The organism is Streptomyces sp. NPDC043746 (assembly GCF_056436485.1).
This window is the reverse complement of record NZ_JBWKCM010000020.1, coordinates 100,316-124,539: the sequence shown is the minus strand read 5'-3', so window position 1 is coordinate 124,539 and position 24,224 is coordinate 100,316. Positions and strand designations below refer to the sequence as shown.

Annotated in this window: 21 protein-coding genes; 14 read left to right on the top strand and 7 right to left on the bottom strand. The window is 73.7% G+C overall.

The window, feature by feature from the left end; genetic code table 11:
- Window positions 1-202: 202 nt before the first annotated feature.
- Window positions 203-1,132: a DUF3027 domain-containing protein gene (locus AC0682_RS21670; RefSeq protein WP_478534715.1), complete on the bottom strand. Its 930-nt coding sequence runs from the start codon at window positions 1,130-1,132 to the stop codon at window positions 203-205.
- A 461-nt stretch (window positions 1,133-1,593) separates the two neighbouring features.
- Here AC0682_RS21670 and AC0682_RS21665 point away from each other — a divergent pair, with 461 nt between their 5' ends.
- From AC0682_RS21665 to AC0682_RS21650, 4 genes are all read left to right on the top strand, one after another.
- Window positions 1,594-3,048, top strand: a complete 1,455-nt coding sequence (locus tag AC0682_RS21665) for an MFS transporter (protein WP_478534713.1) — start codon at window positions 1,594-1,596, stop codon at window positions 3,046-3,048.
- A 27-nt stretch (window positions 3,049-3,075) separates the two neighbouring features.
- On the top strand, window positions 3,076-3,555 hold the full coding sequence (locus AC0682_RS21660) for a DUF2771 domain-containing protein (RefSeq protein ID WP_254812010.1): 480 nt from the start codon (window positions 3,076-3,078) through the stop codon (window positions 3,553-3,555).
- 69 nt (window positions 3,556-3,624) lie between these two features.
- Window positions 3,625-4,380, top strand: a complete 756-nt coding sequence (locus AC0682_RS21655; RefSeq protein WP_478534711.1) for a futalosine hydrolase — start codon at window positions 3,625-3,627, stop codon at window positions 4,378-4,380.
- On the top strand, window positions 4,370-5,254 hold the full coding sequence (locus AC0682_RS21650) for a 1,4-dihydroxy-6-naphthoate synthase (RefSeq protein ID WP_478534709.1): 885 nt from the start codon (window positions 4,370-4,372) through the stop codon (window positions 5,252-5,254). Before AC0682_RS21655 ends, AC0682_RS21650 begins: the two co-directional genes overlap by 11 nt.
- 41 nt (window positions 5,255-5,295) lie before the next feature.
- Here AC0682_RS21650 and AC0682_RS21645 read toward each other — a convergent pair whose 3' ends face one another.
- Window positions 5,296-5,679 (bottom strand): cold-shock protein, encoded by a 384-nt coding sequence (locus AC0682_RS21645; protein WP_006126557.1) that lies wholly within the window; start codon window positions 5,677-5,679, stop codon window positions 5,296-5,298.
- 183 nt (window positions 5,680-5,862) lie between these two features.
- Here AC0682_RS21645 and AC0682_RS21640 point away from each other — a divergent pair, with 183 nt between their 5' ends.
- Window positions 5,863-6,102, top strand: coding sequence for a hypothetical protein (locus tag AC0682_RS21640; protein ID WP_018490520.1), 240 nt, complete (start codon window positions 5,863-5,865; stop codon window positions 6,100-6,102).
- Window positions 6,103-6,333: 231 nt separating this feature from the next.
- On the opposite strand, the gene AC0682_RS21635 is transcribed toward AC0682_RS21640, so the two are convergent.
- Window positions 6,334-7,074: an HAD family hydrolase gene (locus AC0682_RS21635; protein WP_478534706.1), complete on the bottom strand. Its 741-nt coding sequence runs from the start codon at window positions 7,072-7,074 to the stop codon at window positions 6,334-6,336.
- Window positions 7,075-7,291: 217 nt separating this feature from the next.
- Here AC0682_RS21635 and AC0682_RS21630 point away from each other — a divergent pair, with 217 nt between their 5' ends.
- From AC0682_RS21630 to AC0682_RS21615, 4 genes are read left to right on the top strand one after another with little or no spacing between them, the layout of a single operon-like run.
- Complete coding sequence (locus AC0682_RS21630) at window positions 7,292-8,350, top strand: FecCD family ABC transporter permease (RefSeq protein ID WP_478534704.1); 1,059 nt, start codon at window positions 7,292-7,294, stop codon at window positions 8,348-8,350.
- Complete coding sequence (locus AC0682_RS21625) at window positions 8,347-9,423, top strand: FecCD family ABC transporter permease (protein ID WP_478534702.1); 1,077 nt, start codon at window positions 8,347-8,349, stop codon at window positions 9,421-9,423. Before AC0682_RS21630 ends, AC0682_RS21625 begins: the two co-directional genes overlap by 4 nt.
- Complete coding sequence (locus AC0682_RS21620) at window positions 9,420-10,349, top strand: ABC transporter ATP-binding protein (protein ID WP_478534701.1); 930 nt, start codon at window positions 9,420-9,422, stop codon at window positions 10,347-10,349. The genes AC0682_RS21625 and AC0682_RS21620 overlap by 4 nt, the downstream gene beginning before the upstream one ends.
- Before the next feature lie 3 nt (window positions 10,350-10,352).
- Window positions 10,353-11,345, top strand: coding sequence for an ABC transporter substrate-binding protein (locus tag AC0682_RS21615; protein WP_478534699.1), 993 nt, complete (start codon window positions 10,353-10,355; stop codon window positions 11,343-11,345).
- A gap of 13 nt (window positions 11,346-11,358) precedes the next feature.
- On the opposite strand, the gene AC0682_RS21610 is transcribed toward AC0682_RS21615, so the two are convergent.
- The gene (locus AC0682_RS21610; protein WP_478534697.1) at window positions 11,359-12,633 is read right to left on the bottom strand and encodes a hypothetical protein; all 1,275 of its coding nucleotides are present in this window, start codon (window positions 12,631-12,633) and stop codon (window positions 11,359-11,361) included.
- Between the two features lie 64 nt (window positions 12,634-12,697).
- Between AC0682_RS21610 and AC0682_RS21605 the strand changes: the two genes are divergently transcribed.
- Entirely contained in the window at window positions 12,698-15,160 is a 2,463-nt protein-coding gene (locus tag AC0682_RS21605; RefSeq protein ID WP_478534695.1) for a helicase-associated domain-containing protein, read from the top strand.
- 152 nt (window positions 15,161-15,312) lie between these two features.
- On the opposite strand, the gene AC0682_RS21600 is transcribed toward AC0682_RS21605, so the two are convergent.
- Window positions 15,313-15,765, bottom strand: coding sequence for an SRPBCC family protein (locus AC0682_RS21600; RefSeq protein WP_478534693.1), 453 nt, complete (start codon window positions 15,763-15,765; stop codon window positions 15,313-15,315).
- An 89-nt stretch (window positions 15,766-15,854) separates the two neighbouring features.
- Between AC0682_RS21600 and AC0682_RS21595 the strand changes: the two genes are divergently transcribed.
- Both AC0682_RS21595 and AC0682_RS21590 read left to right on the top strand, forming a co-directional pair.
- Window positions 15,855-16,391, top strand: a complete 537-nt coding sequence (locus AC0682_RS21595) for a MarR family winged helix-turn-helix transcriptional regulator (protein WP_478534691.1) — start codon at window positions 15,855-15,857, stop codon at window positions 16,389-16,391.
- Between the two features lie 158 nt (window positions 16,392-16,549).
- Window positions 16,550-18,190 carry a DNA repair helicase XPB gene (locus tag AC0682_RS21590; RefSeq protein ID WP_478534689.1) on the top strand — a complete coding sequence of 547 codons (1,641 nt, stop codon included), beginning with the start codon at window positions 16,550-16,552 and terminating at the stop codon, window positions 18,188-18,190.
- A 34-nt stretch (window positions 18,191-18,224) separates the two neighbouring features.
- On the opposite strand, the gene AC0682_RS21585 is transcribed toward AC0682_RS21590, so the two are convergent.
- On the bottom strand, window positions 18,225-18,413 hold the full coding sequence (locus AC0682_RS21585) for a hypothetical protein (RefSeq protein ID WP_478534687.1): 189 nt from the start codon (window positions 18,411-18,413) through the stop codon (window positions 18,225-18,227).
- Between the two features lie 366 nt (window positions 18,414-18,779).
- Between AC0682_RS21585 and AC0682_RS21580 the strand changes: the two genes are divergently transcribed.
- Entirely contained in the window at window positions 18,780-20,867 is a 2,088-nt protein-coding gene (locus AC0682_RS21580) for a HelD family protein (RefSeq protein WP_478534685.1), read from the top strand.
- 54 nt (window positions 20,868-20,921) lie between these two features.
- On the opposite strand, the gene AC0682_RS21575 is transcribed toward AC0682_RS21580, so the two are convergent.
- Window positions 20,922-21,611 (bottom strand): copper homeostasis protein CutC, encoded by a 690-nt coding sequence (locus tag AC0682_RS21575; RefSeq protein WP_478534683.1) that lies wholly within the window; start codon window positions 21,609-21,611, stop codon window positions 20,922-20,924.
- Window positions 21,612-21,897: 286 nt separating this feature from the next.
- Here AC0682_RS21575 and AC0682_RS21570 point away from each other — a divergent pair, with 286 nt between their 5' ends.
- The gene (locus tag AC0682_RS21570; RefSeq protein WP_478534682.1) at window positions 21,898-24,204 is read left to right on the top strand and encodes a heavy metal translocating P-type ATPase; all 2,307 of its coding nucleotides are present in this window, start codon (window positions 21,898-21,900) and stop codon (window positions 24,202-24,204) included.
- Window positions 24,205-24,224 lie beyond the last annotated feature (20 nt).

The following is a 24,224-nucleotide window of genomic DNA, read 5'->3' as shown; positions in this document are numbered from 1 at the left end:
GCTGTGGCCGTGCCTGCCGCCCAGTGTGCGCCCGAAGGTACCGTGCGCGTGCCCGAAGCCTCGCGTGGGGCCCGGGCCCCCCTTCCATGGCCCTCGGGCCCGGCACCCCGCAGAGATGGCCCGACACCACATCGGCGGTTCCGTCCTCAGACGCCCAACGGGCCGGAGTGGGTCACCGGCGCACGAGCGGGAAGGGCGGGCCTCACGAGTGCCCCAGGTCCTCCGAGGCTCCGTCGGGCTCGGGCGGGACCGAGCCGCCGTCGCGTTCGGGGCGCAGCGCGTACTCGTCCACCCGCATCGTGTCCAGCGCATGGTCCGCCGGCCGCACCGGCTTGGGCATCACCGCCGCCTCCGAGTGCCCCCCGCACCCGTATGCCAGCGACACCACATGCCCGTCCGCCGGGCCGAACTCGTTGGCGCAGACCCCGAAGGCCTGCTTCAGGGAGCCCGCCATCGGGATCAGGAACGCGCAGCTCACACACGTCGCCGGGGCAGCCTGGGCCATCGGTGTGTTCGGGCCGAACGCCTCGTCCCAGCGGTCGGCCGCCTCGTGCAGCCCGTACCGCGAGAGCACCCGCGCCCGCCGCGTGCCCAGCTCCTCGGCCACCGCGGCGATGGAGCCCCGGCTGGTGGTGGCCACCGGCCGGTCCGTCAGCTCGGCGTCCTCCGTGTCGGCCAGCTCCGCCAGTTCGTCGGAGACGACCGAGTTCGGCGGCGGCTCGTCCTCGCCGCTCCAGCCCGGCTCCAGGCGCAGGTCCTCCGCCTCGGTGGGCAGCAGGTCGCCCGGCCCCATGTCCCCGGGGCGCAGCCGCTCGCTCCACGGCACCCACTCCGGCGCCAGGAGCGCGTCGGCCCCCGGCAGCAGCACCGTCTCGTCCAGGGTGACGTTCTTCGCGCGGGAGGCCCGCGCCACGGTCACCGCCCAGCGCCAGCCCCGGTAGCCGGGCTCCTTGGACTCGAAGTAGTGCGTGACGACGCGGTCCCCCTCGGAGACCACACCGACATGTTCGCCGACCACACCGGGCGCGGCGGCTTCCTCCGCCGCCGCACGGGCGAGGTCGACCGCCTCGGCGCACAGGCGGTCGGGGACAGGGGTACGGGCCGTACGGCTTCGCGTCGTCGCAGCACTCACAGGTCTTCGCTTCTCTCCATACGCCAGTCTCACGAGCGCGCCAGCTGCTGCACGATTGCCGTTTTCGGCCAGACAGTTGCGGGCGGAGCGGACCTGGGGGCCGCGTCGACGTCCACACCCGTTGTGCCTGCCTCGGGCGCGCCTTCTGCCACCCATTCTGCGGGATCGCGGAGAGGCGCGCGGCCAAGAACAACCGCCGGTGGCGCGTTACGCACGCTACCCTCTCCGTCGCTCCGCGCCCACCTGCCCGTCCCAAACGTGCCGTATCCGTCTTTCCCTCAGCCCTCGCCCGACGCCCCGCGAGCGGCCTTCGGCGCACCCGGCCCACCTGCGAGATCCGGCCGGACCCGGCCCGGGGGACTTGCGCGCCGCCGCCCGGCCCGCTGGTCCGACAGGACCTCACGCGCGCGTCCGTAGCCGATCACCGTTCATACGGGCCAGGGTTGGGGCACTATGACGGGGTGACTGCCGCCAGGTCGCACGACGGTCCCGGCCCGCTCCGCAGGGCGGGGCGGGCGACGGGGCGTGCCCTGCGCTCCCCGTTCACCGGCACGGCGCGCGGGATCCGCAAGGCGACGCACGCCCACGGGGCCGGGGAGTCCGGGCTCGGCAGGCTCATCGAGCTGCACGCGGTGAACGGTGCGGGTGACGTCATGATCACCGTGGCCCTCGCCTCCACCGTCTTCTTCTCCGTGCCGACCGACGAGGCGCGCGGGCGCGTCGCGCTCTACCTCGCCATCACCATGGCCCCCTTCACCCTGCTCGCCCCGGTGATCGGCCCGCTGCTGGACCGGCTGCCGCACGGCCGCCGGGCCGCGATGGCGGGCGCGATGCTGGCCCGCGCGCTGCTGGCGCTCACCATGTCGGGGGCGGTCGCCACCGGCGGTCTTGAGCTGTATCCGGCCGCGCTGGGGGTACTGGTCTCGTCGAAGGCGTACGGAGTGGTGCGCAGCGCGGTCGTGCCACGGCTGCTGCCACCCAAGTTCTCCCTGGTCAAGGCCAACTCACGGGTCACCCTGGCGGGGCTGCTCGCCACGGGGGTTGCGGCCCCGATCGGGGCCGGGCTCCAGACCGTCGGCCCCGCCTGGCCGCTCTACGGCGCCTGTGCGATCTTCATCGCGGGCACCTTCCTCGCCTTCACGATGCCGCCCAAGGTCGACTCCGCCAAGGGCGAGCGCCGGGCCCGCCTGATCGACCCGCAGGACCACCCGCACCTGCCCCACCTCCCCCACCGCCCGGAACCCGTACCGCGCCCCGCTCCCCGGAAGAAGCAGCGCACCGGGAAGGGCCGCGGGGAGAAACCGCCCAAGGAGCGCCCACCCGGACTGCGGTCCGTCGGCGGGCCGGTCCTCCACGGCCTCCAGGCCAACGCCGCCCACCGGGCCCTCTCCGGCTTCCTCATCTTCTTCCTGGCGTTCCTGCTGCGCGAGCACCCGATGGCGGGCCAGAGCGCGGCGATCTCGCTCGCCATCGTCGGCGTGGCGGCGGGTGTGGGCAACGCCTGCGGTACGGCGGTGGGCGCGTGGCTCCGGGCGCGCGGCCCCGAGGTGATCATCGCGACGGTGCTGGGGCTCGCCCTGGGCACGGCGATCCTCGCCGCGGTCTTCTTCTCCACGGCGGCGGTCGCCGCGCTGGGCGCGGTCGCCGGGTTCACCCAGGCCCTCTCCAAGCTGTCGCTGGACGCGATGATCCAGCGGGACGTGCCGGAGGAGGTCCGCACCTCCGCCTTCGCCCGCTCCGAGACGCTGCTCCAGATGGCGTGGGTGGTCGGCGGCGGTATCGGCATCGCCCTGCCCCTCAACGCGGCGGTCGGCATGTCGGTCGCGGCGGGCATCCTCGCCCTCGGCGCCGCCGCGTCCGTACGGGGCCTCCTGGGGGCCGCAGGACGCGGCTCGCCGCACCCCCGCGTGGCGTGAGCGGAGGCGACCGATAGCCTTCGGCCCATGACCGTTGCGTTCTTCTCCGGTAAGGGCCGTCGAATCGGCGTCGCTCTTGGTGCCGTGTCCGCGGGACTCCTCGTCCTCTCCGCCTGCGACAAGCCGACGCCGCTCGCCACCGTGACGGTCGGCACGACGTCGGTGAACTCCGAGGCGGCCTGCTACAACGACGGTGACGCGATCAAGGAGTCGCTGATCCAGGGCTGCCTGAACAAGAAGGCCGACAAGGTCGTCGAGGTCGCCATGGACGACAAGGTCCGCTTCGGCGTCGACCCCGAGATCGCCGAGCGCGGCTGGACGCTCTTCATCAACGGCCAGCAGGCCGAGCAGGAGCCGTTCAAGAAGACCTACCGGACGATCCCCGGCAGCGCCTTCTTCGCCAGCCAGACGGGCGAGCCCGCCAGCAAGACCAACGTCTCCATCGTGGAGACCAACGGCAGCAAGCTCACCGGCATCTGGCAGTTCGAACTGAAGAAGAAGTCCTGACCCCTCGCCGCCGCGTCCCTCCGTCCCTCCCCCCTGCCCCTGCCCTCCCAAGGCCCTGAGGCTCTCCCTGTGCGTGTGCTCGTCGTGACCGCTGTCCCGGTGGAACGGGACGCGGTCACGCGCGCGTTCGGGGGCGGTACGGGGGGCTCCGGGAGCGGTACGGAGGTTTCCGGGGCCGGTACGGAGATCCTCACCCTGCTGCCCGGGGCCGAGCTGCACCGCACGGGCGCGTTCGACGTCCTGGCGGGCGGGGTCGGCCCGGCGGCGGCCGCTGCGTCCACCGCCTTCGCCCTGGCCGCCGCTGCGGAGTCGGCCAGCCCGTCCCCGTACGGGCTCGTCGTCTCCGCCGGGATCGGCGGCGGGTTCGCCCCGGCCGCCCCGCTCGGCTCCCTGGTCGTGGCGAGCGACATCGTGGCGGCCGACCTGGGCGCCGAGACCCCGGAGGGCTTCGCGGCCGTCACCGCGCTCGGCTTCGGCCGTGACCGCTTCACCGCGCCCCCCGCGCTCGTACGGCAGGTGGCGTCGGCCACCGGCGCCGCCCCCGGCCCCGTCCTCACGGTCTCCACCGTGACCGGCACCGCGACACGCGCCGCCGCCCTGCGCGCCGCGCACCCGGACGCGCTGGCCGAGGCGATGGAGGGGTTCGGGGTGGCGGAGGCCGCCGAGCGGGCCGGCGTGCCCGTACTGGAGCTGCGGGCGGTCTCCAACGCCGTCGGCCCCCGCGACCGGGCGGCCTGGCGCATCGGGGACGCCCTGGCGGCGCTCACGGAGGCGTTCGGGAAGACGGCACCCGTACTGGAAGGTTGGCACCGGCATGACCACTGACGCACACCCGGGCCCGGCCGAGCGCCCGGCCGGGGCCCCGATCGAGATCGCCTTCTCGCCCTGCCCCAACGACACCTTCGTCTTCGACGCCTGGGCCCATGGCAGGGTCCCCGGCGCGCCCGCGCCCGATGTGACCTTCGCGGACATCGACATCACCAACGGCATGGCCGAGCGCGGCGAGCTGGACGTCCTGAAGGTGTCGTACGCGGTCCTGCCCTGGGTGCTGGAGGAGTACGCGCTGCTGCCGTGCGGCGGGGCGCTGGGCCGGGGGTGCGGGCCGCTGGTCCTCACCAAGCAGCTGGGCCTCGACCTGACCGGCCGGACCGTCGCCGTCCCGAGCGAGCGCTCGACGGCGTACCTGCTCTTCCGGCTCTGGGCGGCGGAGACGGTGCCGGAGGGGGTCGGCGAGGTCGTCGTCATGCCGTTCGACGAGATCATGCCGGCCGTGCGGGACGGCACGGTGGACGCCGGTCTCGTCATCCACGAGGCCCGCTTCACCTACCGGAACTACGGGCTCCACAACCTGGCCGACATGGGGCGGCACTGGGAGGACACCACCGGGCTGCCCATCCCCCTCGGCGCGATCATCGCCAAGCGCTCCCTGGGCGAGGAGACCCTGCGCCGCCTGGCCGACACCATCCGCAGCTCGGTCCGGCTGGCCTGGGAACACCCGGAGGCCTCCCGTCCGTACGTCCGGGAGCACGCCCAGGAGATGGACCCGGCCGTCGCGGAGCAGCACATCGGGCTGTACGTGAACGAGTTCACCGCCGACCTCGGGGAGGACGGCTACGCGGCGGTCCGGGGTCTGCTCACCCGCGCGGCGGCCGAGGGACTCGTGCCGCCCCTCGGCCCGGACGCGCTGGCGTTCCCCTGACTGACCCCTGCTCCTGCCTCGGTCCCGGCCCTGTGCGGGGCCTACACGTCCAGCTGGTCCGCCACCGCCCGCAGCAGGCCCGCGATCTTGGCGCCCGCGGCCTTGTCCGGGTAGCGCCCGCGCTCCAGCTGGGGCGTGATGTTCTCCAGGACCGTCGTCAGGTCCTGCACGATCGACGCCAGCTCGTCCGGCTTGCGGCGCTGGGCGGCCGCGACGGACGGGGTGGGGTCGAGGACCACCACGGACAGGGCCTGGTCACCACGCTGGCCCGCGACCACGCCGAACTCCACACGCTGGCCGGGCTTGAGGGCGTCGACCCCGGCAGGGAGTACCGACGAGTGCACGAAGACGTCACCGCCGTCGTCGCGGGAGAGGAAACCGAAGCCCTTCTCGCTGTTGAACCACTTCACCTTGCCGGTGGGCACGTCTGTCCCCGTCCTCGTACTCGTCACTGTGCGGAAGAGCCGGTCCTCCCTGAGGAAGGACAACGGCTCCGGATAGCAGTACAGCGGGTCACCGTGACCCGCCCGGACCAAGGCTAATGGCCCTGCCGCCGGTGACAAGACGTCGCCGGAGTGTTCCTCAGGGCTGGGAACTACCCTGGTGGCGTGACCACTACTCCTTCAGGCGCCGGCGACCGTCTCGTTCAGGTCGGCGCGATCGTCTTCTTCATCGGCGCGCTGGCCACTCTGGTCACCGTCGCACCGCTCTTCCTCGGTACGGAGCCGTTCCCCCCGATCGCCTACGGGGTCTGCATGTTCATGGGCGTCGGCTTCCTGATCGCCGGGGTGGGCGTCGTCCGCTCGGTCTGGCTCTCCTCACCCAAGCGGGCCGCGGGCCGCACCTGACGGCTTCCCGGATCTTTTCGGCCGGATCACGCCGGTCGCGGACCGGACCGGAAGCGGGCCGGGAGGGGGGCGGGGAGCGGGCGGGGGCTGGTAGCCCAGCCGTCCTCGGACCGCCCCCTGTTTGGGCACCGTGCCGCTCGGGGACCGTGACCGGCGGACGGTGCGCCCCTCTCCCTCGGCGGCCTCCCCCCTGCGGATCGCGCACGGCAGCCGGAACACGCTCGGGCAGCCCTACGACCTGCTCGCCCCGCTCCCGCCGGAGCCGCCGCGGCCCCGGCCGCCGGAAGGCGCGGACGCCCGGGCCTCCTCGAACGTGCGCAGCCAGGCCGGGAACTCCGCCAGCTCCGACAGCACCACGTCCGCGCCCGCCGCCCGCAGCTCCTCCGCGTCACAGGGGCCCGTCGTCACGGCGACCGACAGCGCCCCGGCCGCGCGCGCCCCGCGGACGTCCCCGACGTGGTCGCCCACGTACACCTGCGCCCCGTACTCGCGCAGTGCCTCGCCCTTGGCCTCCGCCCAGAGCCAGCCGATCACCGCGTCCGGCTCGATCCCGAGGTGGGCCAGGTGCAGCTTGGCGTTCGGCTCGTACTTCGCGGTGACGACGATCGCCCGGCCGCCGAGCGCCCGCACCGCCGCCACGGACTCACGCGCCCCGGCGAGGGCCGTGGTCGGGGCTATCGCGTGGTCGACGTACAGCTCCCGGTAGCGGTCGGCCGCGGCCGCCACCCGGTCCGCCGGGAACCAGTGCGCCAGCTCGTCCTCCAGCGGCGGGCCTATCCGGCTCACCGCCAGGGCGTCGTCGATGGGCACGCCCGTCTCGGCGGCCAGGACCCGGTAGGTGGCGGCGATGCCGGGCCGGGAGTCGATGAGCGTCATGTCGAGGTCGAAGCCGACGGTGAGGCGGCCGACGGGCGGGACCGTGGACGGGGCGGTGGTCGGGGCCGGGAAGGGGCTCGAAGCCGTGGAAGCCATGCGGACCATTGTGCGGGGCGGTGCACGGGCGGATGGGTACGGGCCGTTGGGCGGCACCCGCCCCGCGCTCCGGCGCGGAGGGCACCCGCCCCGTCCTCCGGCGAAAACCCGCCACCTAGACTGAGACCCGAACTTAGCCAAGCCTTAGTAACCTTTCCGCCCACCCTCCCCGTACCGGACACCCTCTCCGTACCGGACACCCTCCCGATTGGTTCCGATGTCAGCGTCAGCGCCCGCGCCCGCGCCGGCCACCGCTCCGGCCGGCGCGCCCCGCGTCCCCCGCCGCCCGACCCGACGCGCGGCGGCGACCGCCGCGGCCGTGGTGGCGCTGCTGCTGGCCGTCCTGCTGAGCCTGGCGGTCGGGGCGCGCTCCATCCCGCCGGGCGAGGTCGTCGACGCGCTGTTGCACGGCGGGACCTCCGACGCGGCCGAGGTGATCCGCACGATGCGGGTGCCCCGCACGCTCATCGGCCTGATGGTCGGGGCGGCGCTGGCCCTCGCGGGCACGGTGCTCCAGGGGATCACCCGTAACCCCATCGCGGACCCCGGCATCCTCGGGATCAGCCAGGGGGCGTCGGTGGCGGTGGTGCTGGCGATCGCGTTCGCGGGGGTGCACACGCTGAGCGGGTACGTCTGGTTCGCCTTCGCGGGGGCCGCCGTGGCCTCGGTCGCCGTGTACGCCATCGCGTCCAGCGGGCGCGGCGGGGCGACCCCCGTGAAGCTCGCGCTCGGCGGGGCCGCGATCAACGCGCTGCTGGTCTCGGTGACGATGGGGGTCCTCACGACGAAGGCGTCGGCGCTGGACGAGTTCCGCTTCTGGCAGGTCGGCTCGGTCGCCGGGCGGGAGGCGGACGTCGTCCAGCAGGTGTGGCCGTTCCTGCTGCTGGGCGCGGTCCTCGTGCTCTCGGTCGCCCGTGGTCTGGACGCGCTCGCGCTCGGCGAGGACGTGGCGAAGGGGCTCGGCCAGAACGTCGCGGCGGTCCGGATCGTCGGCGGCATCGGGGCGACCGTGCTGACCGGGGTCGGGGTGGCCGCCGCCGGGCCGATCGCGTTCATCGGGCTCGCCGTCCCGCACATCGCCCGCGCGGTCGTCGGCAACGACCACCGCTGGGTGCTGCCCATGGCCGCCCTGCTCGGGCCGGTGATGCTGCTCGTCTCGGACGTCGTCGGCCGGATCGTGTTCCCGCCGAGCGAGGTTCCGGCGGGTGTGATGACAGCCCTGATCGGGGTGCCGTTCCTGGTCGCCCTCGTACGCCGGAAGGCGGCTCCCGCGTGAGCGAGACATCAACGGCCGTACGGGTCCGGCCCGCCGGGTACTCCGTCGTGAAGGCCGGACCGCGCGGCCGGTTCCTGCTGCACCGGCGGGCGTCCGTCGTGGCGGCGGCTCTGCTCGTCCTCCTCGCCGCCGTCTGTGTGGCCTACCTCTGTGTCGGGGAGAGCTTCGTCGCCCCCGGCGAGGTGGTGAAGGTGGTCCTCGGGCAGCCGTCCCCGGCCGAACTGGTCGTCGGCACGCTCCGGCTGCCCCGGATGACGGTCGGGCTGCTGGTGGGCGCGGCCTTCGGGATCGCCGGGGCGCTGATCCAGACGGTGGCCCGCAACCCGCTGGCCAGCCCCGACATCATCGGCATCAGCCAGGGCGCGAGCGCGCTCACGGTCGGCGCGATGACCTTCGGCATCACCTCGTACGCCGTCCTCCCCTACCTCTCCGTCGTCGGCGGCATCGCGGCCGCCGCCCTCGTCTACGTCTTCGCCTGGCGCGGCGGCCTGCACGCCACCCGCTTCGTCCTCATCGGCATCGGCTTCGCCATCGCGCTGCGGTCGGTGACCACGCTCTTCCTGACCAAGGGCGACTACCTGGTCGCGCAGCAGGCGCAGATCTGGATGACCGGTTCGCTGAACGGGCGCGGCTGGTCGGAGGCCGCCCCGCTCGCCTGGACCCTCCTCGTCCTGCTGCCCGCCGTGGCATGGGCGGCCCGCGCGCAGCGCACGGTGACGATGGACGACGACACCGCGACCGCGCTGGGCGTGCGCCTGGGGCGCGTACGGCTCGGGCTCGTCGCGCTCGGGGTGGTCCTGGCGTCCGTCGCGACGGGCACGGCGGGCCCGGTGGACTTCGTGGCGCTGCTCGCCCCGCAGATCGCCCGCCGGATGACCCGCACGGCACAGATCCCGCTGCTCTCCTCGGCGCTGCTGGGCGCGGTGATCGTCGTCCTGGGCGATCTGCTCGCCCGCAGGCTGTTCTCCCCCACCGAACTGCCGGTGGGCGTCCTCACGGCGGCGGTCGGCGCCCCGTACCTGATCTGGCTGATCATCCGCGGCCACCGTGGCCGCAGTGGAGGCACCGCATGAGCCCGACGACCGACTCCCCGCACGGGCCCTCACGCCTGGCCGCCCGCGCCCTGACCCTGGCGTACGAGGACCGCACCGTCGTCCACGAGCTGGACCTGGCCGTGCCCGACGGCCGGGTCACCGTGATCGTGGGCCCGAACGCCTGCGGCAAGTCCACCACCCTGCGAGCGCTCGGCCGGCTGCTGAGGCCGCGCGGCGGGGCGGTCCTGCTGGACGGTACGGAGCTGGCGCGGATACCGACCAAGCGCATCGCGCAGTCCATCGGGCTGCTCCCGCAGACCCCGGTGGCGCCCGAGGCGATCACCGTCTCCGACCTGGTGGCCCGGGGCCGCCAGCCGCACCAGAGCTGGTGGCAGCAGTGGTCGGACGCGGACGAGCGGGCGGTGACCGACGCCATGCGCCGTACGGATGTGACGGCGCTGGCCGACCGGTCGGTGGACGAGCTGTCGGGCGGGCAGCGCCAGCGGGTGTGGATCGCGATGGCGCTCGCGCAGGAGACGGACCTGCTGCTGCTGGACGAGCCGACGACCTATCTGGACATCGCGCACCAGGTGGAAGTGCTGGACCTGGTACGCCAGTTGGCAACCCCTGCCGCCGACGGCAGCCGCGGCCGCACCGTCGTCACCGTACTGCACGACCTCAACCAGGCGGCCCGGTACGCCGACCACCTGGTCGCCATGAAGGAGGGCCGGATCGTCGCGGAGGGCCGACCGGGGGACATCGTCACGGCCGACCTCGTCCGTGAGGTCTTCGGGCTGGAGGCGGTGGTCGTCCCGGACCCGGTGACGGGTTCGCCGCTGGTCGTCCCGGGCGCCCCGTGGAGCCCGGACTCCTCGGCCGCCCCGGTCTCCGCCTCCGCCTCCACCTCCGCCCCCGCTCCCGTCCCGACTTCCACCCCTGCCCCGGCTCCCGGAAAGGCCCTCTGAACGATGACCCTCCAGCACCGCTCCCGTACCCTCGCCGCCGCGTCCCTGACCGTGGCCGCCGCGCTGACCCTGTCCGCGTGCGGCTTCTCGTCCGACTCGGGCTCCGCGTCCGGCTCGTCCGGCTCCGACGTCGCCTCCGCCGGAGCCCCCCGTACGGTGAAGACGGCCATGGGCGACGTGAAGGTCCCGGCCAACCCGCAGCGGGTCGTCGTCCTGGACTCCGCCGAGCTCGACTCGGTCCTCACCCTCGGCATGAAGCCGGTCGGCGCCACCCACTCGGACGTGCAGTCGGGGTTCCTGAACTACCTGCCGAAGGACCAGGTCGCGGGGATCAAGGACGTCGGCCAGATGATGACCCCGAACCTGGAGGCCATCGCCGGACTGAAGCCCGACCTCATCCTCACCAGCAAGATCCGGCACGGCGACAAGTACGCCGAGCTCTCCAAGATCGCACCGACCGTGATGACGGAGAACACCGGCTACCCCTGGAAGGAGAACTTCCAGGTCCACGCGGAGGCCCTCAACAAGAAGGCCGAGGCCACCATGGTCACCGACGACTACGCCCGGCACGTGGCCGAGGTGACGAAGGCGCTCGGCGGCAAGGAGAAGGCGGCGGCGACCGAGGTCAACATCGTCCGGTTCGTCGAAGGCGCCGACATCCGCATCTACGGCAAGAAGAACTACATCGCCACGATCCTCGCCGACGTGGGCCTCGGCCGCCCGGCCGTCACGGACAAGGCGACGGACGGGTTCAGTCACGACGTCAGCCCCGAGAAGATCGACCTGGCGGACGCGGACGCGATCTTCCACTCGACGTACGGCGACCCGAGGAAGTCCAAGGAGACGCAGACCACCGGCAGCGGCCTGTGGAAGAACATGGACGCGGTCAAGAACGGCAGGGTCTTCGCGGTCGACGACCAGCTGTGGATCCAGGGCATCGGCTACACGGCGGCCGACAAGATCCTGAGCGAGCTGCAGACCCACCTGACGAAGTAGCCCGCCGGGACCTTCAGGCGCGCCTCCGCGCCCGCCACACCAGGTAGAGCGCGGAGGCGACGGCGGCGACGCGGACGACCACGGGCCAGGCGCCGGTCAGCACCTCGCGCAGGGCCCCCTCCTCGATGGGCTCGCCCCAGCGCCCGTCCAGCCGCCCCCACACCCAGACCAGCGCCCCGGCCACGACGACGCCGGGCAGCCCCAGGGCCGCCCACTTCGCCTCCGTACGGGAGAGGGTCCGCGAGCCGTAGGCGATGAGCCAGCCGCCCGCCAGCGGGATCCAGGACCCGGTGACCACCCCGGCGATCAGCAGCAGCGCGGCCAGGAGCAGCAGGGGGTGGGCGAAGCCGCGGCGTGGGGCGGAGGCGGCCGCTGCGACCGCCGGTGCCGCGGCGGGGGCGGGGGCGGGCTTGCGGCGGCGGGGCAGGGGGATGCGGGGCGCGCGGCGAGGGGCTTCGTCGGCGCCCTCGCCGGTGCCTGGTCCGCCGTCCTCCTGCGCCGCCTCCTCCTTGCCCTCTTCCTTGTCCTCGGTGTCGGGCTCGGCCGGGCGCCTGCCGAGCAGTTCGGGGGCCTCGATGCCGCCGAAGAAGCCGGGGACGGCGGTCCCCGCGTCGAAGGGCCCGGGCTCCAGCCGCCACCAGTCGGCATCACCGTCACCGCCGTCGGCGCCGGGCCGGTCGGGGCCGAGGACGTGCGGGGCGGACGGGTGGGGCCAGGGGGTGGCGGGGGGTTCGTCGGGGGCCTGAGCGCTGTCGGGGCCGGGGGACTCGGTGAGGTCCGCACGGGAACGGTCGGCGGCGGGCGGCGGGGCGCTCCGGTCGGAACCGGTTCGCGGACCGCCCCGCGAACCGGCCTGCGAACCGGCCTTCACGGCAGGACCGGGGCCCGCCGACGTGTCCGGCCCCTCCGACGCACCTGCCGCCTCCGACGCCTTCGGCCCCTTGCGGAGGAACCCGATCCGGGGCCGGGGAACGGCCGCACCGGGCCCCGTGCGCGCCCCCGCATCCGACCTCGTACGGGCCGAGGCCGCGGGCGGCGGGACCGCCCCTTCGCCATCACCCGACCCCGCCGCCGCGCCGACCAGTTCGTCCGGGGTGCCGAGCCTGCCGATGATGCGCCGTACGGCCGCCGGGGAGTCGGCGCCCTCCGTGGTGCGCTGCCGTTCGATCTCGCCCCGGAGCGTCGAGACGAGCCGCATCCGGGCGCCCGACGACAGCTGGTGCTGCTGGGCCAGGTCGCCGACGCGGCTCAGGTAGTCGTAGACGAGCTGGTCGCTCTCGATCCCCACGCGGTTGCATCCCCTCTTGCGGCCCTGCCCCGACGGTAGCGTTTCAGCGGCTAACGTGGGACGGATGGGGACGACCACACCACCGCGCACGCTCGCCGAAGCCCTGCGCGCCCGGGGCGACGAATCGCTGGCCGGGCTGCTGCGTGCCCGCCCCGACCTCCTCAACCCGGTGCCCAACGACATCACACAGCTCGCCACCAGGGCCGGAACCCGGGCCTCCGTGGTCCGCGCGCTGGAGCACCTGGACCGGTTCGCGCTGCAGACCGCCGAGGCGCTGGCGGTGGCCCCGGACCCGGCCCCGTACGACACACTGCTCTCGCTCCTCACCGGCGACGGGCTCGACGACGGCGAGCAGCGCGACGACGCGGGGGCGGCCGTCACCGCCGCGCTGCCGGGCGCGCTGGCGACGCTGCGGGAACAGGCCCTGGTCTGGGGCGAGGACGACCGGCTGCGGCTGGTGCGGACGGCCCGCGAGCTGCTGGCCCCGTCCCCGCAGCACCCCTCCCCCACGGGCCTGGGCCCCACGGTCGCGGAGGCGACGGCCGGGATGTCGCCGGGCCGCCTCCAGGACATCCTGGCGGCGACGGGCCTGTCGGCCACGCACGACCCGGTCTCGGCGGTGGCGGCGCTGTCCGCCCTCTTCACCGACCGGACGCGGATGGCGGAGCTGCTGGACACGGCCCCGGCGGAGGCGCTGTCGGTGCTGGACCGGCTGGTGTGGGGCCCGCCGTACGGAGAGGTCACGCCCAACCCCACGCCCCCCGTGAAGTGGCTGCGGGACCGGGGCCTGCTGCTGCCGGTGTCGACGCGGACGGTGGTGCTGCCGCGCGAGGCGGCGCTGCATCTGCGCGCCGGGCGCGCCCACCGCGTACCGGAGCCGGAGCCCCCGGTCGTCACGGCCGCCGCCGAACGCGATCCACAGGCTGTGGACAGGGCGGCGGCGGGCCAGGCTTTCACCGCCCTGGCGACCGTCGAGGAGCTGCTGAAGCTCTGGAACGGCGGCGGCCCGCCGATCCTGCGCGCGGGCGGGCTGAGCGTACGGGAGCTGAAACGCACGGCCGCCGCGCTGGACACCACGGAGCCGGTCACCGCGTTCTGGCTCGAACTGGCCTACGGAGCGGGACTGCTGGCCTCCGACGGGGAGAGTGACGAGCGGTACGCGCCGACGCCCGCGTACGACGAGTGGCTCGACCTCTCCGCCCAGGACCGCTGGACGCACCTGGCGACCGCCTGGCTCCCGGCCACCCGGGTGCCGGGCCTGGTGGGCGGCCAGGACGCCAAGGGCCGGGCCCTGTCCGCGCTGGGCCCGGAGCTGGACCGCTCGGCCGCGCCGGGCGTACGCGCCCGCACCCTGGCCCTGCTCGCCGCACTCGCCCCGGGCACGGCACCGGACCCGGAGTCACTGCTGCGGCGGCTGCGCTGGGAACGCCCGTCGCGGGGTTCGGCGTCCACGGCACAGGGCACGGACCTCCACTCCCACCTGGCGCTCTGGACGCTGAACGAGGCGGAGCTGCTGGGGATCACGGGCCGGGGCGCACTGGCGACGCACACCCGGGCCCTGCTGGACGAGGGGGAGGCGGCGGCGGCTCGCCTCCTGGCCCCCCTCCTCCCCGAACCACTGGACCACGTCCTGCTCCAGGCGGACCTGACGGCGGTGGCGCCGGGCCCCCTGGAACGCCCGCTGGCGGAGACCCTCTCCGTCCTCGCGGACGTCGAGTCGAAGGGCGGGGCGACGGTCTACCGCTTCACACCCGGTTCGGTGCGCCGGGCACTGGACGCCGGGCAGGCGGCGTCGGACCTGCACGCGTTCCTGGCCGCGCACAGCCGTACGCCGGTGCCGCAGCCGCTGAGCTATCTGATCGACGACGTGGCCCGCCGCCACGGCCATCTGCGGATCGGGGCGGCGTCCGCGTACGTACGCTGCGACGACGAGGCGGTCCTCAACGAGATCCTGGCCGACCGCCGCTCCACGGGCCTGCGCCTGCGCCGCCTCGCCCCCACGGTCCTGGCCGCCCAGGCCGACCCCGGCTCCCTCCTGGAGGCGCTCCGCGAGATGGGGTACGCCCCCGCAGCCGAATCCGCGGAGGGCGACGTCCTGATCACCCGCGCGGGCGCCCGCCGCACCCCGCCCCGCACCCCTCCGGCCCCGGTCCCCGAAGGCCCCCCGACCCCAGACGCCACCCTCCTGGGCGCGGCGGTACGGGCCATCCGCGCAGGCGACACGGCCGCCACGGTCCCCCGCAAGGAACCGGCCACCGACACCCCCGGCTCCCGCCCCTCCGGCACTCTTCCCCGCACCAGCTCCGCCGAGACCCTGGCCACGGTCCAGGCCGCCGCGATGACCGGCTCCTCCCTCTGGATCGGCTACGTCACCGCCGAGGGCTCCGCCAGCCAGCGCGTCATCGCCCCGGTCCGTGTGGAGGGCGGCTTCGTCACGGCCTACGACCACACGGCCGACGGGGTCCGCACCTACCCGCTGCACCGGATCACGGGGGTGGCGGAGCTGGCGGAGGACGGGGATGTGTAGGGGGTGGGTGCCTTCACACGGTGATCGTCACGCCCGTCACCGGGACGACGGAACATGCTCGTGTACGGGCCGTCCTCATCTCCGGACCATGCTGCACTCGCCCGGCGTCCCCGTGCGCTTCGGGCCGCAGCGGCGCGGACGCTGAGACCGGCTCAGCGGTTCTGCCAGGACCGTTCCAGCAGCCGCTTCACCCGGCGGAGGTCCCCTCGCTCCGTGCGCGTGATCACCGCCGCGATCACCGGGCGCAGGAGGCGGTCGCTCCCCGTGAGGGTCACGCGCTTGACGATGTCCACCCGGCACGCCTGCTCGCCCACGGCCGTCACCGCGCGGCTGCCTTCCGCCGTCGCGCCCTCGGCCACCCGCCAGGCGAAGGAGTGGCCCTCGCGGACGTCCGCGACCTCGACCACGCTCTCCACCACCCGGCCCAGCACGCGCAGGGTCTCCTCCACCCGGGCCCCGTCACGCACCGGGCCCGGCGGGGTCTGGGCCATCTTCTCCAAGCCGGAGCGCCACTCCAGGTCATTGGCGTAGACGTGGAGGAAGTCCCACACGAACCCGGCGGGAGCCTGCACAACGGCCGAGGAGCGCACAGCTATGGGCTTCATCAGAGAGCACCTTCCGAGCACCTTGCACCTACACGATGTAGTTAGCCAGTTGACCATATACCGGTTGGCGACTGCGATACCATCACCGGATGGCCGATCGACCCGAGAATCCCCCCGACTTCGCCGACATCGCCGTCGCCCACTGGGAGCGCGAGCGGCCCGACCTCGACTTCACCGCCATGGGCACGCTCGCCCGCTTCGCCCGTCTCCACCTCGCCGGGAGCCGCCGTGTGGACGCGGTCTTCGCCGCGTACGGTCTGGACCGCGGGGAGTTCGACGTCCTGGCCAGCCTCCGCCGTACGGGGGCCCCGCACGAGATGCCCCCCTCGCAGCTCGCGGAGATCCTCCTCATCACCCGCGCCGGGATGACCAAGCGCCTGGACCGCCTGGAGGCGCGCGGCCTCGTCAGCCGGCGCCCCGACCCACAGGACCGCCGCAGCCTCCGGATCGGCCTCACGCCCGAGGGGTTCGCCCTCGTCGACGCCGCCGTCACCGAGCACGCCGCCAACGAGAACCGCCTCCTCGGGCTGCTCACCGAGGACGAGGCGCGCGCCTTCGACGCGACCCTGCGGAAGCTGCTGGCCGCCGTCGAAGGACACCCGCCGCAGCCGGGGCACCCGGGGTGAGCCGAGGGACCCGGGGGAGAGAGATCACAGCCGGGTCACAGGGCGGCAAGGTAGAATCTTCTGTTCGCGTGAGCGTCCGACGACGTCCGAACGTCCGACGTAGCCGGCAGTGCGCACCCCGGCGCCCCACGGGACCTTCCCACCTTCCGGAGGTACATGTGTCCTGCCTGATCGTCCAGAGCGACAAGACGCTCCTCCTGGAGGTCGACCACGAGCTGGCCGAGGCCTGCCGCCGGGCCATCGCCCCGTTCGCCGAGCTGGAGCGCGCGCCCGAGCACATCCACACCTACCGGGTCACCCCGCTCGGCCTCTGGAACGCCCGCGCCGCCGGGCACGACGCCGAGCAGGTCGTCGACGCCCTCGTCGAGTACTCCCGCTACCCCGTTCCGCACGCGCTCCTGGTCGACATCGCGGAGACCATGGCCCGCTACGGGCGGCTCACCCTCTCCAAGCACCCCGTGCACGGGCTCGTCCTCACCACCACCGACCGGCCCGTGCTGGAGGAGATCCTGCGGTCGAAGAAGGTGCAGCCGCTCGTGGGCGCCCGGATCGACCCGGACACCGTGGCCGTGCACCCCTCCGAGCGCGGGCAGGTCAAGCAGACCCTGCTCAAGCTGGGCTGGCCCGCCGAGGACCTGGCGGGCTACGTCGACGGCGAGGCCCATCCGATCGAGCTGGCCGAGGACGGCTGGGCCCTGCGGCCGTACCAGAAGCAGGCCGTGGAGGGCTTCTGGCACGGGGGGTCGGGGGTGGTGGTGCTGCCCTGCGGGGCCGGGAAGACCCTCGTCGGCGCCGGTGCCATGGCCGAGGCCAAGGCCACCACGCTCATCCTCGTCACCAACACCGTCTCCGCCCGCCAGTGGAAGCACGAGCTGGTGAAGCGGACCTCGCTCACCGAGGACGAGATCGGGGAGTACAGCGGGACGAAGAAGGAGATCAGGCCGGTCACCATCGCCACCTACCAGGTGCTGACCACCCGGCGTAAGGGGATCTATCCGCACCTGGAGCTGTTCGACTCCCGTGACTGGGGGCTCGTCGTCTACGACGAGGTCCATCTGCTGCCCGCCCCCGTCTTCAAGTTCACCGCCGACCTCCAGGCCCGGCGGCGGCTCGGGCTCACCGCGACCCTCGTACGCGAGGACGGGCGGGAGTCCGACGTCTTCTCCCTCATCGGGCCCAAGCGGTTCGACGCCCCGTGGAAGGAGATCGAGGCGCAGGGCTACATCGCGCCCGCCGACTGCGTGGAGGTGCGGGTCAACCTCACCGACTCCGAACGGCTCGCGTACGCCACCGCCGAGACGGAGGAGAAGTACCGCTTCTGCGCCACCACCGCCACCAAGCGGAAGGTGACCGAGGCGCTCGTACGCAAGCACCGGGGCGAGCAGACCCTGGTCATCGGGCAGTACATCGACCAACTCGACGAGCTGGGGGAACACCTGGACGCCCCCGTCATCAAGGGCGAGACCAGCAACGCCCAGCGCGAGAAGCTCTTCGACGCGTTCCGGAACGGGGAGATCAGCGTCCTCGTCGTCTCCAAGGTCGCCAACTTCTCCATCGACCTGCCGGAGGCGACCGTCGCCATCCAGGTCTCCGGGACCTTCGGGTCGCGCCAGGAGGAGGCCCAGCGGCTGGGGCGCGTCCTGCGGCCGAAGGCCGACGGGCACGAGGCGCGGTTCTACTCGGTCGTCGCCCGCGACACCATCGACCAGGACTTCGCGGCGCACCGCCAGCGGTTCCTGGCCGAGCAGGGGTACGCGTACCGCATCGTCGACGCGGACGAGCTGCTGGCAGGGAGCTGAAGGAGGCGCTGGAGGGGGTGGGGCGGCGGGGCGTTCAGCGGCCTCGCCGGACGCCCGCCTCCTCCGCGTACTCCCCCAGGACGACGACGCCGAAGGCCGCCGTCACGAAGACCTTGAGCGCGCGGACCGCGTCGCCGACGCGGTGGGGTCGGTGGTGACCGGAGACCGCGGTCGCGCCGTGCGCGGGGCCGGTCCTGCGGGGGTTCAGGGTGGCTGTACTCATGCATCCATGGTGCTCCCGTCACCCGTTCGGACGCGTCGGCCCGCAGACGGAACCCGTACGCCGGGCCCGTAGCCCTCCGGTACCGCTCGGACCGCGCGCATCCCCTACGGGTACCCCTGGTGCCTCCTCCCCGGGAAAGGCCGTAATCCGTTTCGCCCCGGCCCGGACCTGTGGCTACAATCGCCGGTCTGCCCGCCTCCCGCGCCGTGCCCACGGCCCCGGGAGCGCCGCCGACCGGACGGAAACCGGCCGACACCCACGCGATCGAACCTTCCGAGCGGACCGTCCTGCTCCGGCTGGCGCCGGCACCGACGAACGGTCCGCCGTCCTGCGTCGAGAAGCCCGTGAAGAGCCGGAGGCAACACCGTGCCCGCGCACGTAGCAGAAGCAGCAGACAGCGATTCCACCGCCGACCCCCTGGCACACGAGCGCGCCCATCTCGCCGCGTCCCGGGCCGCCCTGCGGGCGATGCGCGAGGACGTCCAGGCGCTCGACATCCGCGATGTCACCGCGAACTGGGTCAACGCCGCCGTCCTCCAGGCCCAGATCGACGACCGCATCAAGGCGCTGGCCGACCTCTCCCACACCCCGCTGTTCTTCGGCCGCCTCGACTATCTGCACGCCGTCGGCGGCGAACTGGCCGAGGGCGCGGAGGGCGAGCGCTTCTACATCGGGCGCCGACACGTCCACGACGCCGCCGGGGACCCGATGGTCATCGACTGGCGCGCCCCGGTCTCCCAGCCGTACTACCAGGCGTCCCCGAAGGACCCCCAGGACGTCGGGCTGCGCCGCCGCTTCGGGTACACCGGCGGCGAGCTGACCGCGTACGAGGACGAGCACCTCACCGACCCGGCCGAGGCCGCGCACACCAGCCGGCTCCTCCAGGCCGAGATCGAGCGGCCCCGCGTCGGTCCGATGCGCGACATCGTCGCCACCATCCAGCCCGAGCAGGACGAGATCGTCCGCAGCGGCCTCGGCGGGACCGTCTGCGTGCAGGGCGGCCCCGGCACCGGGAAGACCGCCGTCGGCCTGCACCGGGTGGCCTTCCTGCTGTACGCGCACCGCGAGCGGCTCGCCCGGACCGGCACGCTCGTCATCGGGCCGAACCGGTCCTTCCTCCACTACATCGAGCAGGTCCTGCCCGCCCTCGGTGAGCTGGAGGTCAAGCAGGCCACGGTCGACGACCTGGTGACGGCGGGGGTGGAGGTGCGCGGCAGCGACGACGCGGCCGCCGCCGCCGTCAAGGGCGACGCCCGCATGGCCGAGGTGCTGCGCCGGGCGATCCGCTCGCATGTGACCCGGCCGACCGAGCCCGTCGTGGTCGTGCGCGGGTCGCGGCGCTGGCGGGTGCCCGCGTACGAGATCGAGGAGATGGTCGACGAACTGCTCGCCCGGGACATGCGGTACGGCTCCGCCCACGAGGCCCTGCCGCAGCGGATCGCGCACGCCGTTCTCGTCCGGATGGAGGAGGCGGGAGAGGCACCGGACGACCGGGTGCAGAACACCGTGGCCCGCAACCCGGCGGTGAAGGCGGCCGTGAAGGCGATCTGGCCCGCCGTCGACCCGGAGAAGCTGGTGCTGCGGCTGCTGGCCGACCCGGAGTTCCTGGCCGCCCACGCGGAGGGGCTGCTCAGCGAGGACGAGCAGAAGCTGATCCTCTGGGCGAAGCCCGCCCGGAGCGTGCGGTCGGCCAGGTGGTCGGCGGCGGACGCGGTGCTCATCGACGAGGCCCGCGACCTGGTGGCCCGTACCCACTCGCTGGGCCATGTCGTGCTCGACGAGGCGCAGGACCTCTCCCCCATGCAGTACCGGGCGGTGGGACGGCGCTGCTCGACCGGGTCGGCCACCGTGCTCGGCGACCTCGCGCAGGGGACGACGCCGTGGTCCACGGAGAGCTGGGACGAGGCACTGTTCCACCTGGGCAAGGCGGACGCGGTGGTGGAGGAGCTGACGGCGGGCTTCCGCGTGCCGCGCGAGGTGATCGCGTACGCCTCCCGGCTGCTGCCCGCGATCTCGCCGGGTCTCGCCGCGGTGGAGTCGGTGCGGGAGTCTCCGGGGTCCTTGGCCGTACGGAAGGTGCCGGGCGGCGCGGCGGAACTGGACGCGGCCGTCGTCGCCGCCTGCGAGGAGTCGCTGCGCCACGAAGGGTCCATCGGGCTGATCGCCGCCGACGCCCGCCTTCCCGCGCTGGGCGCGGCGCTGGAGGCCGCGGGCCGCGCGTACCTCTCGCCCGGCGAGGAGACGACCGCCGAGTCCCGGCTGACGCTGGTGCCCGCGTCGCTGGCGAAGGGGCTGGAGTACGACTACGTGGTGCTCGACGAGCCGGCGGCCGTGGTGGACGGCGAGCCGGACGAGCGGACCGGGCTGCGGCGGCTCTACGTCGCGCTGACCCGTGCGGTGTCGGGGCTGACGGTGGTGCACGCGGCGGCGCTGCCGGAGGCGCTGGAGCAGTAGGTACGGCGAGGGAGCGGGGGGCGGGGCCGATGGTCCCGCCCCCCGCCTGCGGGCTCAGGCGTCGAGTGCCTCGCGCCACTCCCGTACCGCCGCCGCGTCCACCGGTGCCGACCAGCCGGAGGGGCGGGCCGCCCCTCCGATGTGGAAGGCGTCGATCCCCGCCGTCCGCAGCCGGGGCAGGTGGTGGAGCTGGAGACCGCCGCCCACCAGGATCTGCGCCTCGTACCCGGGCTCCTGGGTGCGGGCGGCCTCCTCCAGGAGCGTCGGGATGCCCGCGTCGACCCCGTCCGGCGAACCCGCCGTGAGGAACGTGTCCAGGCCGGGCAGGTCCGCGAGCTGCTTGCGTACGGCGTCGCGGTCGGCGGCCCGGTCGATCGCGCGGTGGAACGTCCACCGGCAGCCGTCCAGCTCGGCGACGATCCGCTCGACCGCCACCAGGTCGGCGTGGCCCTCCTCGTCGAGGAAGCCGAGGACGAACTCGTCGGCGCCCGCCGCCCGCATCTCGCGGGCCTTGCCGATCAGCACGTCGATGTCACCGGCGGCGAACCCGTCGGCCACCCTGAGCATGACGCGCAGCGGGATGTCCACGGCGGACCGGATCGCCGCGAAGGTCTCCCGTGACGGCGTCAGGCCGTCCGCCGCCATGTCGGTGACCAGTTCGAGGCGGTCTGCACCACCCGCCTGGGCGGCGACCGCGTCCTCCGCGTCGAGAGCGATCACCTCCAGGACTGCACGGTTGCTCATGGGTCCCCATTCCTCAGATATACGCGGCTATAGGTCTAGTCCAATGACCAGCCTACGGGGCGGCCGAGTGGCCGCCCAGCCCTCCATCTGAACGCATGATCGCGGAGTCGCGCGACCCCGCCCGGCAGGCACCCCCGGCGCGCCTTGCACTTCATAGGGGCGGGGGGTATACATGGAGAGAGGAAGAGATACCCCCCAGGGGTATCAAGGGGCAGGCCGGCGACCCGGAGGTCAAGTGACCCCCAAAGACCCGGGCAACCCCAGGGACCGTTCCGAGGAGGACCCCATGACCACCCGCTCCGCCACCGCCACCTCCCGTGGTTCCGCCTCGGCCTCCGCCTCAGCCTCCGTCGAGCTGACCATCGGCGGAATGACCTGCGCCTCCTGCGCGGCCCGGATCGAGAAGAAGCTCAACCGGATGGACGGCGTGGAGGCGACGGTCAACTACGCCACCGAGAAGGCCAAGGTGACGTACCGGGACGACGACGTCTCCGTACAGGACCTGATCTCCACCGTCGAGGCCACCGGCTACACCGCACAGCCACCGCCGCCCCCAGAGGTGAGGCGGGGCGCCCCGGACGCGGACGAGGCGGAGTCCGAACCCGACGACGGGCTCACCGCCCTGCGCCAGCGCCTGATCACCTCGATCGTCCTCTCCGTTCCCGTCATCGCCATGGCGATGATCCCGCCCCTCCAGTTCGACAACTGGCAGTGGCTCTCCCTGGCCCTGGCCGCTCCCGTCGTCGTGTACGCGGGCTGGCCCTTCCACCGCGCCGCCTGGACCAACCTCAAGCACGGCGCGGCGACGATGGACACGCTGATCTCGGTCGGCACGTCGGCCGCGTTCCTCTGGTCGGTGTGGGCGCTGTTCTTCGGTACGGCGGGCATGACCGGGATGACCCACCCGTTCGAGCTGACCATCGCGCGCACCGACGGCGCCGGGAACATCTACCTCGAAGCCGCCGCCGGGGTGACCGCCTTCATCCTCGCCGGGCGCTGGTTCGAGGCCCGCTCCAAGCGGAAGGCCGGGGCCGCGCTCCGGGCCCTGATGGAGCTGGGCGCGAAGGAGGTCACGCTGCTGCGGGACGGCCGCGAGGTGACCGTGCCCACCGCCGAACTCCAGGTCGGGGACCGGTTCGTGGTCCGGCCCGGGGAGAAGATCGCCACCGACGGCACGGTCGTCGAGGGCACCTCCGCCGTGGACGCCTCGATGCTCACGGGCGAGTCCGTCCCCGTCGAGGTCGCCGCCGGAGACACCGTCACCGGCGCCACCATCAACGCCGGCGGCCGCCTCGTCGTCGAAGCCACCCGCATCGGCTCCGACACCCAACTCGCCCGCATGGCCCGCCTCGTCGAAGACGCCCAGAACGGCAAAGCAGCCGCCCAACGCCTCGCCGACCGCATCTCCGCCGTCTTCGTCCCCATCGTCATCGCCCTCGCCCTGGGCACCCTCGGCTTCTGGCTCGGCAGCGGCGCCGGACTCACCGCCGCCTTCACCGCCGCCGTCGCCGTCCTGATCATCGCCTGCCCCTGCGCCCTCGGACTCGCCACCCCCACCGCCCTCATGGTCGGCACCGGCCGCGGCGCCCAGCTCGGCATCCTCATCAAAGGCCCCGAAGTCCTCGAAACCACCCGCCGCGTCGACACCATCGTCCTCGACAAAACCGGCACGGTGACGACCGGCAAGATGACCCTCCTCACCGTCCACACCGCCGAAGGGACGCAGGAGACCGACGTCCTGCGGCTGGCCGGAGCCATCGAGCACTCCTCCGAACACCCCATCGCCCAAGCCGTCGCCACAGGCGCCACCGAACGCCTCGGCGGAGCGACCCTCCCCACCCCCGAGAACTTCGCCAACGCCCCCGGACTCGGCGTCCAGGGCGTGGTGGACGGCCACGCCGTCCTCGTCGGCCGGGAGAAGCTGCTGGCCGACTGGGAGATCCGGCTGCCGGAGGGCCTGGCACGCGCCAAGGCCGAGGCCGAGAGCGCGGGGCGGACGGCGATCGCGGTCGCCTGGGACGGCGAGGCGCGGGCGGTCCTGGAGGTCGCGGACGCGGTGAAGGACACCAGCGCCGAGGCCATCGAGCGGCTGCGCGCCCTCGGGCTCACCCCGATCCTCCTCACCGGCGACAACCGGGCCGTCGCTGAGGCGGTCGCCGCCGAGGTCGGCATCGACGCCGGGCAGGTGTACGCGGAGGTCATGCCCGAGGACAAGGTAGACGTCGTCAAGCGCCTCCAGGCGCAGGGCCGGAGTGTCGCCATGGTCGGTGACGGGGTCAACGACGCCGCCGCCCTCGCCCAGGCCGATCTGGGCCTGGCCATGGGCACGGGGACGGACGCCGCGATCGAGGCCGGTGACCTCACCCTCGTACGGGGGGACCTGCGGGCCGCCGCCGACGCCATCCGGCTGGCGCGCCGCACGCTCTCCACGATCCGGACGAACCTGTTCTGGGCCTTCGCCTACAACGTCGGCGCACTGCCGCTGGCGGCGGCGGGGCTGCTCAACCCGATGATCGCCGGGGCCGCGATGGCGTTCTCGTCGGTGTTCGTGGTCGGCAACTCGCTGCGACTGCGGGGCTTCACGGGGGCGTAGGCGGATGCGGGAGGGGAGCT

Excerpts from the sequence above, each read along its gene's own strand:
- AC0682_RS21660 (WP_254812010.1), top strand. The coding sequence starts at position 3,076 with ATGACCGTTGCGTTCTTCTCCGGTAAGGGCCGTCGAATCGGCGTCGCT.
- AC0682_RS21650 (WP_478534709.1), top strand. The coding sequence starts at position 4,370 with ATGACCACTGACGCACACCCGGGCCCGGCCGAGCGCCCGGCCGGGGCC.
- AC0682_RS21635 (WP_478534706.1), bottom strand. The coding sequence starts at position 7,074 with ATGGCTTCCACGGCTTCGAGCCCCTTCCCGGCCCCGACCACCGCCCCG.
- AC0682_RS21630 (WP_478534704.1), top strand. The coding sequence starts at position 7,292 with ATGTCAGCGTCAGCGCCCGCGCCCGCGCCGGCCACCGCTCCGGCCGGC.
- AC0682_RS21620 (WP_478534701.1), top strand. The coding sequence starts at position 9,420 with ATGAGCCCGACGACCGACTCCCCGCACGGGCCCTCACGCCTGGCCGCC.
- AC0682_RS21615 (WP_478534699.1), top strand. The coding sequence starts at position 10,353 with ATGACCCTCCAGCACCGCTCCCGTACCCTCGCCGCCGCGTCCCTGACC.
- AC0682_RS21605 (WP_478534695.1), top strand. The coding sequence starts at position 12,698 with ATGGGGACGACCACACCACCGCGCACGCTCGCCGAAGCCCTGCGCGCC.
- AC0682_RS21600 (WP_478534693.1), bottom strand. The coding sequence starts at position 15,765 with ATGAAGCCCATAGCTGTGCGCTCCTCGGCCGTTGTGCAGGCTCCCGCC.
- AC0682_RS21595 (WP_478534691.1), top strand. The coding sequence starts at position 15,855 with ATGGCCGATCGACCCGAGAATCCCCCCGACTTCGCCGACATCGCCGTC.
- AC0682_RS21585 (WP_478534687.1), bottom strand. The coding sequence starts at position 18,413 with ATGAGTACAGCCACCCTGAACCCCCGCAGGACCGGCCCCGCGCACGGC.
- AC0682_RS21575 (WP_478534683.1), bottom strand. The coding sequence starts at position 21,611 with ATGAGCAACCGTGCAGTCCTGGAGGTGATCGCTCTCGACGCGGAGGAC.
- AC0682_RS21570 (WP_478534682.1), top strand. The coding sequence starts at position 21,898 with ATGACCACCCGCTCCGCCACCGCCACCTCCCGTGGTTCCGCCTCGGCC.